Source organism: Sphingobacterium sp. UBA6317 (assembly GCF_002440385.1).
Taxonomy (GTDB): domain Bacteria; phylum Bacteroidota; class Bacteroidia; order Sphingobacteriales; family Sphingobacteriaceae; genus Sphingobacterium; species Sphingobacterium multivorum.
This window is the reverse complement of record NZ_DJTD01000022.1, coordinates 102,688-116,116: the sequence shown is the minus strand read 5'-3', so window position 1 is coordinate 116,116 and position 13,429 is coordinate 102,688. Positions and strand designations below refer to the sequence as shown.

The window sequence follows — 13,429 nt, the reverse complement described above, 5'->3', positions numbered from 1 at the left end:
AAAGCTTAAAGATAGTGATTTTGTTACAACTCTTCGACTGCTTTCTCAAGATTTTTGTACCATTCCTCACCATAGGTTCGGATGAGAGGATCCTTTAAAAATTTAAATACAGGGACCTGTAATTCTTTACCAAATGAGCATGCATCTTTACAGATATGCCAACGGTCATAGTGTAGTACGTCGAATTCGGGGTAATGTGTTGTCCTGATAGGATAGAGGTGACACGAAACGGGTTTTCGCCAATGCACCTCGCCAAGTTCGTAAGCTTTTTCGATAGCGCATTTTGTAATGCCATTTTCCCAGGTCACATAGGCACATTCTTTATTCCCATCAACACAAGTGGTCGTTAGATCGCCATCAATATCGACAACATACTTCCCTTGCTCTTCAATCGCTTCAATACCTTTCTCGGTCATATAGGGCTTTACTTTGGGATAAATCTCCTCCAATATAGCCTTTTCACTCTCCAATAAAGGTGCGCCTGAATCGCCTTCAATACAACAAATTCCTTTACATTTTGATAAATTACACACAAAGTCATTGTTGATTAGATCTTCGTGCACCAATACATTTCCTACTTCAATCATTCTAATTATTTTGAGTAGCTTGCTTTCTGTCCCAATTTGTATTTTAATCCACTGGCTTCGAGTAATTCCAGTGTTACCGAACCGATTAGAATATCTACATTGGCTTTGACCGGAATACGGTTGCCATCATTGGTTACCCACAGATAAAGCTTGCTATTTTTTTTAAAGATACGTCCTGGTTTAATCTCAGGACTGAATTTGAGACATTCTAAAGTGCCTAATTCCGTTTTTATTTTTTCTATTCCAATATATTGTATGCCTAAGGTGGCAATCTCATCATTCAAAAAATAAGTCAGCTTAAAAGATTCTCCTGGTTTAACAGTCGACAGATCTAGATTTCGGGCGAAATAATAGGAAGAAAGCAAGTCGAAAGTCTGATCTACCTTCGAATTGAAAGTCCCCTTGTTGCCTACAACACTATTTGTTTCCTGGTTGAAGCGCACCTTATCGTTCCGTCTATATCCTCCTTCACGAATGTTTTCCGTATAGTAATACGGTAAAAATGTCTTGCTGTTGATATACGAGTTGTATTCATTTCTCACCGTATATATGGCAAAGGCGCCAGCTGTTTTGCCGGCAGCGTATAGATGAAATGAAGGGTTTCCGGCTCCATCCTTGGTATCCTCAACGGTTAATGTCCCTGTTGCGGCTGAAATAAAGCCATAACGGAGTTTATATTTTAATTTCTCGCCACCTTTAAATGCCGATTCTTTTAAATGCGGTAAATCTTGAGCGAAAGCAGTACTTACGATAACGGATAAGTAAAGGAGCAAAGTCGATATAAGTTTCATGTACGTAAGTTTACGAAATTTGTTTGAAAAAGAAATGTTAATTTCATTCAAATAAATTTAACTTTTGGAGTTAATGAGACCTTCATGGACGATGACATATACTTATGTTGAGCTGAGTTATTTAGGCTGTGTCCGCTTAAATACGGGGACCGTAGAACAGGGTTCACCATACATAATACTCTTTGCTACCTTACTCAATTTTACCGTAAACTGCACAAATGTAGACTCTGGGATAAACGTATCGCCACAACCTTTCACAACCACACGTTGATCTCGAAATTGTTCCATGTCAATCTGTTCAATTGCCGCAGCATACTGTATACGCAACAACTCCTCTGAATCCCCAAAAATAACTGTCTTCGCATAGGGTTCCAATTTGTTGGCTAATAACATATAAGCCCAGGTCGGAACAATAGCATCGGCAGTACACGTAATTGCGACATGTTTACCTTCGTATTGCGACCAGTCGTGTGTCTTAATGAATTCTCGGAAATCCTTTTCTTTAAGAATCAAGCCATGGAAGAGATTATCCTTAATATCATAGACTACATTGTCTGCTTTAGGATGGTAGTTGGCCAGGTCAACTGTGACTAACCCACTTTGCGCAACTTTGTTGACAATATCTGTTTGAATATCCATATTTACATCAAAAAAAAAGCCGGACGATAATTCGTCCGGCTACAAATTTACTTAAAAATCTTTTAAAAGAATTTCACTCTATTGTCAATGATTTCAGCTTTGTCTTGTAAAGCGCGGAAAATAGATCCCCAAGCGCGTTGTGCTTTAGCTGCAAGCATTTGTTTCTTTTGTCCGTTGATATCCGAAATCGCGGCAGGATTGGTAAAACCATTTACTTGTACAACATATACACCGGTATTGCCTTCAATCGCTTTGGAAGGTTTGTTTGGCTGTAGCCCAAAAACAGTACCAACCACTTTGTTTTCTAATGCAACACCAGGAATAACTGGGTTTGCGAAGACAACATTTTCAACGTGAATAGCTGCTTTACCAACTTTTTGTGCTACTTGATCAATAGAAGATGTACCTGCTAAAGCCTTGTCAAATTTATCTTTCAAGATTCTAGCTTTAACCATATTTCTTACTGCAGGTTCGATATCTTTCTTAACAGCATCCAAGGAAAGAGTTCCTTTAGGCTGTATGTCGACCAAGTTTGCTAAGATATAAGAGGTTTCAGTTTCGAAAACTTTATCTGAAATATCGCCTTTTTTAGCTTCGAAAGCCCATTTGATTAAATCACGTGGAGCTTCGGCGCCATCTAATACATTGTCCATCGCTGTTACGCGTGAGGCTGTTTTTGCTTCCAGACCAATTTTTTTCGCTTCTTGAGCAAAGTTCTGTGCTGTAGCTGCAGATAAGAATGCTGTTGCTTTGCTATGTGCATTGTTCAACGTTTCTTTTCCGCTGTTGATCACTTTGTCAATGATAGCAACTTTTGCATATTTTGAACTTCCTGATTGTTTTTCAATTTTAATGACATGGACACCATATTGTGATTTTACAACTTTGATATCGCCTGTTTTACTTTCGAAGATGGCTGTCTCAAGATCTGGAGCCATACGGCCTCTTGTTAAAGTACCCAGCTCGCCACCGTTGGTTTTGCTCTCTGGATCTTTGCTGAATTGAACCGCCAATGCCGCAAAATTGTCTCCTTTTTGAATCAATCCTTTGATCGAATCTGCTTTCGCCAATGCTTTATCCATTCCACCTTCGGCAGCAGGATCCAATAGTATGTGTGATGCTTTCACAGAGTCAGGGCTTACGATCGTCGAAACAACTTTTGCAATTTCATACGCATTGTTGTTTAAGAAAGGTCCCACAGTTGTTCCGGCCGCAACATTGAAGACAACGGAATCCAATGAAGGACTCAACTGTCCTTTTTTCACATAAGTAAACGGAAATTTGTTGTCTGAATTGATCGAAGCAAATAAAGAGTCATCTTTAGCAACGATTAAATCTTGTTTCAATTTATTGATCGTCTCTTTTACGGCCAATGAATCTTTTGCAAGAGGTTTTGCATCCACCATTACGTATTGGATCGCACGTGTTTCCTCTTGTGTTTTGAACATACTTTTATGCTCATTATAATATTCTTGGTAATCTGCATCAGTCAATTTGGCATCAGCATCCTTAACAGAAGCGTAATCCAAAAGAATGTATTTGAAGTCTGCTAGTTTATTACGCTCTTGGTATTCTTCGTTTGCTTCCAAAGAAGTAACATATACGCTATTAGAAAGCAATTCGCCATATTTGCTGCTTAAACGCTCATCTCTAACGCCTTTCAGTAGTTCCTCCCATTGTTCAGCCACTTGTTGGTTACCTGATGTGTTCATTTGGGTGATAAAAGCACGCAGTTGACTCGGGTCAAATTGTCCTGTTTGTGGGTTGGTAAACGCTTGAACGATTTGAGGTGAAGGGTTGTTACCTTGCACTAAATCATTTAATTCGTCTTTGCCGACAGTCAAACCGATTTTTTCAATTTCCTTTTTCAAGATTTCTCTTGATAAAAATTGATTCCATACTTGTTGAACAGCGTAGGTCCGCATTTGAGGGGTCACTGCACCGCCCATTTGTTGTTTGAACATTTCCTCTGTTTGTTCAACTTGCTTACTGAACTCAGGATATTCAATTTCAGTTCCGTTGACTTCCCCTACACGATTTTGATGTCTCGCCCAAAAAGGAGCTCCCCCTCGAACGACATCGCCTAGTAAAAATGCTAAAATTGCGATAGCCATAGCTGCGGTCAAGATGACACCAGCTTTGTTACGCAAAAAGCCCATTAATCCCATAGTCTGCTTATTGTGTTTATATTGTGTAAATACTTGTATTTCGTTAATTTATGCATAGCATAGCAAAATGCGGTGCAAGATACAATTTTTATAAAAAAAAACGGAATATTTTCCTGAATGTAACAAAACAAATTTGAAAACTATTTGTATAAAGTGGAGTTTTTTGTGCTCTTTTAGTTCAAATGATTCGTTTTGAACAACTTAATCGTATAAATAAACTGCCTGGAGGTATTGTCTCGGATCTATACCTGCTGTTAAGCTAAACCTGAATCTGGTTTATGGCCTGCAAATAGTTATTTACCTAAGGAAGGGAAGAGACTGTTGTTGGTGATCACCGTATAACCAGTTGCATTGGCTATATTGACGTGTTTAAAATCCTTGTCCGAAGTAAATGATGAACCTTGTAAGTTACCGCGATTATCCCGAAAGAATGCCGTAATGGGAACATGATTATAAAAGGTCATGTTGCTGTTGCTATCGGCTTTACTTTCGTCATAGATGATCTCTTCTGTTTTGATGACAGAACCGTCAGCCATAGTAACCACCACATTTTTGGTAAATACGGTGGTCTTTTCTTTTTCCCGCCGAATAGCATGGTCGGAAGTAATTCGCTGAGTTTCCTTTAAATTGTCGTCGTAAAAGATGATTTTTATGCTTTTTGGAAATTCGTATACTTCGGTGCTATCGTGTTTGATACGCATTTCAGGGGCTGTAAGATTCGCTTTTACCCGTGTGGAATCGCTATAAATAATATCGACATGACGCGAAATGTCGACCGCCTCTTCCTTTTTCATATTGGCAATGCGGTCTACCTCTTTTAGATCCGGTTCGCAAGAGGTCAATGAGAGCGCCCCTAGTAAAAATAAGATTACTAGGGGCGATATATTTTGGAATATGGATGAAGCAAATGTCTTGCGTACCATCGTATTAATTAATCTAAAGGCGGTTTTCTAAACCAGCGGTCATTGAGGGTAAAGCCGATATTAAAGTTAATATAGCGTTCACGTAGGAGACTGTTGCTGATTTTGCCCATTTGGCCAAATTCTGCAGAGAAGTTTATTTTAGAGAAAGCTCCTGAAAATTGATTTCTTGCCAACGGCAGTCCCACACCTACAGTAACCGCCATATCGTTGATATTCTGGTCGCTTAAGAAATATTGTGTTTTATTATACCTGAAACCAACTCTATAGTCTACTTGGTTCAGATATTTAAGCGAAGTAACATCTGGTGTAATCTGACCACCAATCGCTACGCCATAATTCTTCCGTAGTTCGTTTTCACCCGCTCTGGTCTGAAATCTTGACCAATCGGCATATTTAAAATCGGCCCCGATTAACCATCGGTTGTTACGTGCAAGGGTAATACCTACATTATGTCGCAACGGAAGCGTCAAATGCCTGCTGCTACGGTCCGAAACATAGGTGCTATCCAACGGGATATTTTGGTTGTCTGGATCCGTTGAAGGTGTAACCCGTGTATTAAAAATTGTTGCTCTTTCTTTGATATCATTATTGAGCGACCCTGAATAACCAACGATCAACGAGTATTCTCTATTTAAAGGTTGTTCGTATTGCAGACCATAATCAAAGATAATCCCTTGGATTTCGCGCTTATTTTGTTGTTGTGTATTTAATGCTCCGGATGAAGGCAAAAACTCTACACGGCTATAATCATTTAGGGTTCCAAATAGATAAGACATATTGGCACCAATACTCAGACCTTTTACAATGCGTACCCCCCAACCTGCATAGGCTTTAGTTAAACCACCTTCGCCCGTGAAAACTTTCGTATAGGGATCAGAATTGACTGTTCCCGTTGAAGATGTCCGATAGCCTATATCTGAATAGGGAAGGATACCCAAGCTGATACCACCAAATCGTTTCATTGGGAATGTCATGGTGATGTGGCTAAAGGCAAAGTCAGCGGTATTATCCGATCTTGTTGTCGAATTTAACTGCGTGTAGTTCCCGTATAAACCAGCATCAAAGGTCGTAAACTGTGTAGCAGAATAAGATGCAGGGTTGCTTGGGTTGGTATTATACACGCCATTGATTCTCCGGACAGCGGTATTGACACCTCCCATCCCTCTATATTGTGGCAATAAATCTTCACGCATCTGACCAAGTCCAAATTGAGAATAAGGTGATGCGGATGTCGTTTTTTGTGCAAATGCGGTAGTAGAACTAGCTAAAATTCCACCTGCTAACAACAGTTGGAGTGATTTATTTCTTAGAGAGCTTGTAAAGCGTTTCTGCATGGTCAATCTATAAAATTGAGAAACTAATGTTTATTTAGTTTTAGTGAAATTTTCGAGTTATCTGACTCTTATATTAAATGTTCTTTGCTTTTAATCGCATACAAAACTATTCAATTTTTGCGAGCTTGTTAAGCCGATTTTGTTAAAAAAGGTTAAACACTTATTGTACAGTCGTTTAGAAAAACTGAAAGTAGATTATGGTCAGTGTTATGATGGCATATACAACTTCAAAAAACCATTTCTTTTTGGCATAAGTGAAATAATAAGCCATATAAATAGCGATGGAGGGGGCACAAAGTAAAAAATGGGCCTCCGTTAGTTTTTTATTCCAGTAAAAAGAAACTATCGCAAGGCATAACATAAAAAACAACAGTTGAAATGACTTGCGAATATGCACGACACTTTTGAAAAAATTGTCTTTCAATACCAAGAGGAAGAGTATTAACGTAAAGATTACTGGGACGAGTACCAGATAATCGACTAACTGAATGCGAATAGCAGTAGGGAATTTGTAGGTAAACGGTAGCCAAATGGTATAAAACTGCTCCATTTTACCCATCCAAAGGTAGATAACCGCTAAGATGAAATAGACCGTTGCTAGGCCAAGTAAAGGTGTAATCCACTCGCGCCAGTTGAATGGCCTAAAAATGAGTAGGCCTATCCATAGTAAGGCGAACATACTCAGAAAAGGGAAGTAGATCAGACTTCCTATCCCTACAATCATACCGAGATCAAACATTTCGGCTTTAACATCTGTCTGCCGATAGAGGGAGAGCAATTTGCTTAACATCCATATCGAAATGAAATTACAGATCAGTGTGGGTGAAAGTACCAAAAATGGTAAAAACAGGCTGGCCAGTGTCATGTACATCAAAGCAACCAAGAAACTGGGTTTACCCAGCAGGTTAAAATGGCTTGTGATGCGATTGAGTATCGTTGCCTGAGAAATCGTCAGGATCAGTGTGATAAAAACATTGGTCGAAGGAGAGAGGTTGATTAAATTATTTTCTCCCAAAAGATTCCCCAAGGCAGGCTCAAAGATTACAGAATCAAGTTTGTCCGGAAGGTGAAGAAATATGCCTAAGCATAAAACAAAACCCACGATGGATAGAAATAAAATATTGATGGGTGAATAATTTCTAAACTGACTTATAATCATCGTATGCAATCAATAAAATGCTATTTATTCTTTTTTTCCAATTTGCTGATACGGCGATCGAGCAAGAAAAGGAAGAAAGCCAAACCCAGAAAAATGACCAACATGACCAATACAACAACGTAGATCTTACCTTCGCTACGTAATCCAGTCGCCATCTCGACATCATCCTGTGCAAATGTGCTCAAAGTTGATAAGAGTAGTAAGGCGATTGACAATGTTATTTTTTTCATTTGTTTAAAATATTATTCGTGTCGTTTTCATTGTTATGTATGATTCGATACACGCTATTTGATTTATGTAATATTCTGTTTTTTACTGATTGGGTTTTACCGGATTTCTTTATTTTAGAAATAAAGTACGGTATTAGCCGTTCAATATTATGCGTTCAAGTCTTTCTTTTCGAGCAGGCGTACCCTATAGCGAAGTGAACAAATCCAAGCTGCAATCATTGGCCAGCCGATCATCGCGGCATAAAATGTAGGGCGTAGCTCGCTGCTCATTTTTAAATCGCCAAAGGCTGCGTTTCCTCCACTTCCAGGGTGAAGAGAGTCTGTCATCTTTGGTAGAATATAAAGTAACACGATGATAATCGGAAATGCAAAGATATTGTACACAGCCGATATTTTGGCTCTTTTTTGTTCTTCTTCCAGCGCATTGCGGAGCACCAAATAGGCTAGATACATCAGTGTTGCTATGGCAGAGCCATTAAGCTTCGGGTCGTTTGGCCAAGGCTCTCCCCAGGTGATGTTTGCCCAAAGCATACCTGTTGCAAGTCCAAGAAAACAAAATGTTATTCCGGTATTAACGGCTTCAATGGCCATTAAATCATACTCCTGTTTGCCCGTATTGAGGTATTTGATACTATAAATAACAGACACCAGGTACATAACGAACATAGCCGACCACATTGGGACATGAAAATAAACGTTGCGTATGCTTTCGTGAAGGATGAATAGGCGGGGAACAGGTCCCAAAAGACCATTGATAATGACCGCACAGATAATCATTACCGCTAATATTTTCCACCATTTTTTTCTCATGGATAAATTGAATTTAGTTTGTTCTCAATTCTGACACTTAATCTCGCCAAAGGTACGGAAATAACAATAAAGAAATAGTGATGGTGATTACATTAATTGCAAGTAATACGATTATTTCTTTGCTGCTGGAAGCCCTTTCCACGCCTTCTATTGCATTGCGGGATAGCTTGATTAATACGATTAACAGTGGGATGATGGCGGGGAAACTCAAGATGGCCATTAAGGTGCTGTTGTTGCCAGCTTTGGAGCTGATCCCGGAGATCATGGTAAAGACTGTGGCGAAACTGATGCTGCCTAAGATGACCGAAATGAAGTAAAGTGTTGGATCACCGACAGGGTTTCTGAATATCGTCGAATAGACAAAATATGCAATGATCGCCAGCAGGGTCATCATCATCATATTGTAAATGACTTTCGCTAAAATGATCGCTCTGGGATCAACCAGTGAATAGTAGTAAAGTTGCCGGTTTGGGTTTTCTTGGACGAAGCTTTTGTTGATTGCATTGATCGAAGCGAAGAGCATAATGATCCAAAATAATGCATTCCATGTAGCCGTATCAACTGATTTGAACGCTTGATAGCAGACGAAAACAGTTGATACGACATATAGTAGAATTCCGTTAATAGCATATTTTGAACGCCATTCCAGAATGATGTCTTTAAGAATTAAAGTTTTTACCTGTTGCAGCAAAGTCATATGCAGCAAAGATACAAATGTATTTTGACCACGGGAGTGACCAAAACCATCAATTCTTAAAAAAGCTGTTTTTTTACTTATGCGTTAGAAATTTTGGATTTTGCAGCATCAGTTGTATTGTCGATTTTGCTTGCCAAATTTTGAGCGGCATTGTTAGCGTGGTCCAAAGCTTCTCTGCCGGCTTCTTTTGCTTTGTTTTTCAGTGCATCTGCATCATCCGATGCTTTGCTGAAAGCTGCTTGTGCTTTTGATTTCAAATTGTCTAATTCAGCCGAAGCTCTGTTCGCTAGTTTTTGTGCCTTTTTAGCTTCTTTTTTTGAAAGATCTTTCAATGACTTAGTTAAGCTTTTAATGCCGTCATTTGCACGATCTAATTGTTTTTTCCCATCATCAGTTCCTAAAAGATACCATGCAGCAGCTCCCGCAGCTAATCCTACCAAAGCAAATGCCACTAATCCATTTTTGCTATTTTTCATAATTCTTCTATTTTGTTATATATTCAAATGATAATCAAGTATGATACCAAATGAACAATCCCAGGGTGAATTTGTTTAAAAAGAATCAATAATTAACAAAATTTTACATATCAATTTTCTGCTGCTTTGATTGCAGATTATAGAGGTGCTGATAAAGACCGCTTTCTTTTTGGAGCAGTTCAAAGTGCGTACCGCTCTCAGACACGATTCCATTTTCGACAACGATAATTTTATCGGCATCAATAATGGTCGATAGTCGGTGTGCAATAATGATCGAGGTGCGTCCACGCATTAATTCTTCCAACGCCTCCTGCACTTGTCTTTCTGATTCTGAGTCTAGGGAAGAAGTGGCTTCGTCCAAGATAAGGATTGCAGGATCTTTTAATAGTGCACGCGCAATGGCGATTCGTTGGCGCTGACCACCAGAGAGTTTAACGCCACGTTCACCAACTAAGGTGTCATAGCTTTCGGGGAAATTTAATATAAATTGATGTGCGTTGGCACGTTTTGCAGCCGCTATTATTTCATCTTCCGTGGCATCGAGCTTACCATAGGCTATATTTTCACGTATTGTTCCGCCAAACAGCAAAACATCTTGCGGCACGATAGCGACCTGGTTGCGGATATCGCAAAGTTCAAAATCGGATGCCGGTTTGTCATCGTAATATACTTCCCCTTTATTGGCTGTATAGAATTGAAGAATCAATGAAGCTATTGTTGATTTTCCGGTTCCACTCGGTCCAACGATGGCTATTTTATCGCCAGCATTGGCTGTAAAGTTGATGTCTTTCAGAATTTCAATATCGGGGCGGCTTGGATAGGCAAAGGAAACATGGTTGAAGCTTAGTTTTCCGGTCATGGTCTTGTGCACTTCTTTGCAAGTTGGTTTTACATTGAGGTGTTCTTGGGGCTCATCTAAAATTTCCAAGATCCGCTCACTTGCACCCAAAGAGCGTTGGATATTGGCATAGAGTTCGGGGAAACTGCCCATGGAGCCTGCAACAAACATCGAATACAAGATATAAGTAGTCAGGTCGCCTACAGTCATTTCATGGATAGAAACCAATGCTGCGCCGTACCAGATGACAGCAATCACCGCACCGAAAATACAGAAAATAATAAAAGAGGCAAATGCACCACGGAAAGTAGCTCCTTTGACTGCCAACTTTACCACTGAATCCATTTGATTGCTGTAGCGATTAAACTCGAAGTACTCATTCACAAAGGCTTTTACGTTGCTTATCCCCAATAATGTTTCTTGAACGATACTATTTGACTCGGCCATTTTATCCTGGGCCTGTCTGGACAATTCGCGGATGAATTTTCCGAAAATAATAGCAGCTACAACGATAATCGGTAAAATACAAAGGTTCATGAGGGCAAGTTTGGGCGATACCCAAACCAAAAGGAACACACCGAAACAAAGACTAATCAACTGTCTTAAGATTTCAGCCAAAGTTGTTGTTAACGTATCCTGGATCTGTGAAAGGTCAGCAGACAGGCGGCTGTTTAATTCCCCAACACGACGATTGGCGAAAAATTCAATTGGCAAAGAAATCAGCTTAAGATAAGTATCCTTGCGTAATGCGGATAGCGTACGTTCGGCAATCTCAACAAAAATTCGGATACGAAAAAAAGAAACGACTGACAGAAAAGACAGAATAATAAAGGCAATTCCACCAATATAATAAACATGTGGTGCAAGCCATGGATAAGTTTGCTTGCCTTGCGCGGCATCAATCATGGCGCCAAGCAAAGCCGGAAAGGCGAGCATGGCCAAACTGGATAATACCAAGAAAAACATGCCGACCCCAAATTTAAAACGATAAGGTTTTAAATAGGTCATCAATTTAGATGCTCTCAATAGGAGCTCTTTATTCAATTTTGGTTTTGGTAGATCTTCTTCTTGTTTGTTACCGCTGTTGAATCCTCTTGCCATATCCGCTACTTCAAATTTTGTTGCGAGGACAAATGTAAAGAGATTAAAAATATTTTGCTATCATACTTTAGTCAATTTTTTGAACTAAACCGTACTTTTTCTGATTTAAAACGGCTGTTTTAAGTGGCTTGTACTTGTGCAAATGCTTGTTGCTGCTGCTTTATCCTAAATTTTGTTGTTTCGAAGCTGTTAGTTGCGCGTTAAATTTATACAATAAATATCCTAATACGGCGATAACAAGTAAAGCGATATAGAGCAGGATATTGCCTATACCTCCGTTGCCTGATGTTTTGTCAATCTGTGCCCGCAGTTTCTCGTTCTCTTTTTGAAGCTTACTTATGGTGCCGATATAGGCTGATACCTGCTTGTCGTAATCTGTTGCCAATTGTTGGAATTTATCTTTCTCAAAATCTTTGATTTTCAATAGTTTTTGAGTCTCTAAGAAAATGTTATTGTCGGTGATAACAATATCTTTAAGGATATCAATGCTCTTTTGCATGTCACCTTTTGATTTGAAAAGGCCAAAAAGCCCTGTTTTTTGAGTGAGGCTCGTGTCATAGGCGCCGAATTTCTGTTGACGGGCATCGAGTAGGTCATTTACACGGCTTCGTTGGACCTCAAAAGAGCTGGAGTCTGGGTTGTTTTGCGACTTGGCCTGTCCAAAGAAGCAAAATAGAACGGCGATTGGAAGTAGGAATTTTAAGAATTTCATCATGTATTTGGACGATCTATTTAATCAAATGTCTAGTTTAAACTAACGTTGATGGTAAAATTTTATTTTGCCACGAAGCTACAACTACAATTTTAGCCTTGTGGTCAGTTTGACCAAGGATAAAAAAATGGAGCGAAAGCACGACAAATGAATTTATGAAATTAATCTTTAAATTCTATACGAATAACATTGGAATCGTCATCATGAAGTCCGAGTAGCTGGCTGGCATTACCTTTATTGATGGCGATTTCAAGGTAGTTGGAAATACCGAATAAACAAAGTTTCTCTCCTTCTCCCACTTCATTGTAATGCCAGGAAAGATTGGTAATGGTTTCATTACGTTTAAAATAAAGGACAAAATGACGTCCTTTCTGAACTTTATTGAATAGATCTTTCGAGATATTGGTAATGGCGTTGCCGAATGCATCAACATAAATGACGTTGCCTCGGATCATGTCTTTATCAAAGATGGGCTGCAAAGTTACTTTTTCGATGAGCTGTTGCATTGAAGTACCGATTTCTTTCAGTTTGCCCCCCTTAGCAATATGACAGGCGGATTTAGAAAGAATATCTGCGAGCGGAAAGTGTAGATACCGAAGGTCTTGCATTAAGTTGAGCTCATAGAGTTCCTGGGGTTCGTTGCCATTCAACAATAAGCTGAAAATACCGTTGTCGGCTCCGACGAAATAATGATCGTTGTATTTCATGCCGATATATTTCGACTCTTCATGAAACAGGGTGTTAATGCCGATAATATGTACGGTTCCTTTAGGGAAATAATGATAAGCGTTGCCTAACACAAAGGCCGCTCGAGGGATATTGAATGCTGGAATTTCGTGGGTAATATCAACAATATTGGCACCGGACAATTGCGATAAAAGACTACCCTTTAACGCGGCTTGATAAAAATCTTTGTGTCCTAAGTCTGTTGTTAATGTAATTACTGCCATTATAATCTAAATCC

General features: G+C 39.3%; 14 protein-coding genes. All 14 read right to left on the bottom strand.

Annotated features, from left to right (window positions below):
- Positions 1 to 23: 23 nt before the first annotated feature.
- Positions 24 to 587 (bottom strand): DUF3109 family protein, encoded by a 564-nt coding sequence (locus B3E92_RS06475; protein WP_070563316.1) that lies wholly within the window; start codon positions 585 to 587, stop codon positions 24 to 26.
- A 5-nt stretch (positions 588 to 592) separates the two neighbouring features.
- Complete coding sequence (locus tag B3E92_RS06470; protein ID WP_070563318.1) at positions 593 to 1,378, bottom strand: DUF3108 domain-containing protein; 786 nt, start codon at positions 1,376 to 1,378, stop codon at positions 593 to 595.
- A gap of 117 nt (positions 1,379 to 1,495) precedes the next feature.
- Positions 1,496 to 2,017, bottom strand: a complete 522-nt coding sequence (locus B3E92_RS06465) for a DUF2480 family protein (protein ID WP_070563320.1) — start codon at positions 2,015 to 2,017, stop codon at positions 1,496 to 1,498.
- A gap of 62 nt (positions 2,018 to 2,079) precedes the next feature.
- Positions 2,080 to 4,185, bottom strand: a complete 2,106-nt coding sequence (locus B3E92_RS06460; RefSeq protein WP_182983334.1) for a peptidylprolyl isomerase — start codon at positions 4,183 to 4,185, stop codon at positions 2,080 to 2,082.
- 293 nt (positions 4,186 to 4,478) lie between these two features.
- Complete coding sequence (gene lptC / locus B3E92_RS06455) at positions 4,479 to 5,108, bottom strand: LPS export ABC transporter periplasmic protein LptC (RefSeq protein WP_070563326.1); 630 nt, start codon at positions 5,106 to 5,108, stop codon at positions 4,479 to 4,481.
- Positions 5,109 to 5,116: 8 nt separating this feature from the next.
- Positions 5,117 to 6,442 carry a membrane protein gene (locus B3E92_RS06450; RefSeq protein WP_046672330.1) on the bottom strand — a complete coding sequence of 442 codons (1,326 nt, stop codon included), beginning with the start codon at positions 6,440 to 6,442 and terminating at the stop codon, positions 5,117 to 5,119.
- A 175-nt stretch (positions 6,443 to 6,617) separates the two neighbouring features.
- Positions 6,618 to 7,601: a DUF6427 family protein gene (locus B3E92_RS06445; RefSeq protein ID WP_070563329.1), complete on the bottom strand. Its 984-nt coding sequence runs from the start codon at positions 7,599 to 7,601 to the stop codon at positions 6,618 to 6,620.
- 20 nt (positions 7,602 to 7,621) lie between these two features.
- Positions 7,622 to 7,831 carry a CcmD family protein gene (locus B3E92_RS06440; RefSeq protein WP_046672332.1) on the bottom strand — a complete coding sequence of 70 codons (210 nt, stop codon included), beginning with the start codon at positions 7,829 to 7,831 and terminating at the stop codon, positions 7,622 to 7,624.
- Positions 7,832 to 7,978: 147 nt separating this feature from the next.
- The gene (gene ccsA / locus B3E92_RS06435; protein WP_046672333.1) at positions 7,979 to 8,641 is read right to left on the bottom strand and encodes a cytochrome c biogenesis protein; all 663 of its coding nucleotides are present in this window, start codon (positions 8,639 to 8,641) and stop codon (positions 7,979 to 7,981) included.
- A gap of 37 nt (positions 8,642 to 8,678) precedes the next feature.
- On the bottom strand, positions 8,679 to 9,338 hold the full coding sequence (locus tag B3E92_RS06430) for a heme exporter protein CcmB (protein ID WP_070563333.1): 660 nt from the start codon (positions 9,336 to 9,338) through the stop codon (positions 8,679 to 8,681).
- A gap of 77 nt (positions 9,339 to 9,415) precedes the next feature.
- Positions 9,416 to 9,814 carry a hypothetical protein gene (locus tag B3E92_RS06425; RefSeq protein ID WP_070563336.1) on the bottom strand — a complete coding sequence of 133 codons (399 nt, stop codon included), beginning with the start codon at positions 9,812 to 9,814 and terminating at the stop codon, positions 9,416 to 9,418.
- Positions 9,815 to 9,917: 103 nt separating this feature from the next.
- Entirely contained in the window at positions 9,918 to 11,753 is a 1,836-nt protein-coding gene (locus tag B3E92_RS06420; protein ID WP_070563339.1) for an ABC transporter ATP-binding protein, read from the bottom strand.
- A 160-nt stretch (positions 11,754 to 11,913) separates the two neighbouring features.
- Positions 11,914 to 12,468: a hypothetical protein gene (locus B3E92_RS06415; RefSeq protein ID WP_070563342.1), complete on the bottom strand. Its 555-nt coding sequence runs from the start codon at positions 12,466 to 12,468 to the stop codon at positions 11,914 to 11,916.
- A gap of 158 nt (positions 12,469 to 12,626) precedes the next feature.
- The gene (locus tag B3E92_RS06410; RefSeq protein WP_046672337.1) at positions 12,627 to 13,415 is read right to left on the bottom strand and encodes an SAM hydrolase/SAM-dependent halogenase family protein; all 789 of its coding nucleotides are present in this window, start codon (positions 13,413 to 13,415) and stop codon (positions 12,627 to 12,629) included.
- Positions 13,416 to 13,429 lie beyond the last annotated feature (14 nt).

Excerpts from the sequence above, each read along its gene's own strand:
- B3E92_RS06460 (WP_182983334.1), bottom strand. The coding sequence starts at position 4,185 with ATGGGATTAATGGGCTTTTTGCGTAACAAAGCTGGTGTCATCTTGACC.
- B3E92_RS06415 (WP_070563342.1), bottom strand. The coding sequence starts at position 12,468 with ATGATGAAATTCTTAAAATTCCTACTTCCAATCGCCGTTCTATTTTGC.
- ccsA (WP_046672333.1), bottom strand. The coding sequence starts at position 8,641 with ATGAGAAAAAAATGGTGGAAAATATTAGCGGTAATGATTATCTGTGCG.
- B3E92_RS06425 (WP_070563336.1), bottom strand. The coding sequence starts at position 9,814 with ATGAAAAATAGCAAAAATGGATTAGTGGCATTTGCTTTGGTAGGATTA.
- lptC (WP_070563326.1), bottom strand. The coding sequence starts at position 5,108 with ATGGTACGCAAGACATTTGCTTCATCCATATTCCAAAATATATCGCCC.
- B3E92_RS06475 (WP_070563316.1), bottom strand. The coding sequence starts at position 587 with ATGATTGAAGTAGGAAATGTATTGGTGCACGAAGATCTAATCAACAAT.
- B3E92_RS06410 (WP_046672337.1), bottom strand. The coding sequence starts at position 13,415 with ATGGCAGTAATTACATTAACAACAGACTTAGGACACAAAGATTTTTAT.
- B3E92_RS06420 (WP_070563339.1), bottom strand. The coding sequence starts at position 11,753 with ATGGCAAGAGGATTCAACAGCGGTAACAAACAAGAAGAAGATCTACCA.
- B3E92_RS06470 (WP_070563318.1), bottom strand. The coding sequence starts at position 1,378 with ATGAAACTTATATCGACTTTGCTCCTTTACTTATCCGTTATCGTAAGT.
- B3E92_RS06465 (WP_070563320.1), bottom strand. The coding sequence starts at position 2,017 with ATGGATATTCAAACAGATATTGTCAACAAAGTTGCGCAAAGTGGGTTA.
- B3E92_RS06440 (WP_046672332.1), bottom strand. The coding sequence starts at position 7,831 with ATGAAAAAAATAACATTGTCAATCGCCTTACTACTCTTATCAACTTTG.
- B3E92_RS06450 (WP_046672330.1), bottom strand. The coding sequence starts at position 6,442 with ATGCAGAAACGCTTTACAAGCTCTCTAAGAAATAAATCACTCCAACTG.
- B3E92_RS06430 (WP_070563333.1), bottom strand. The coding sequence starts at position 9,338 with ATGACTTTGCTGCAACAGGTAAAAACTTTAATTCTTAAAGACATCATT.
- B3E92_RS06445 (WP_070563329.1), bottom strand. The coding sequence starts at position 7,601 with ATGATTATAAGTCAGTTTAGAAATTATTCACCCATCAATATTTTATTT.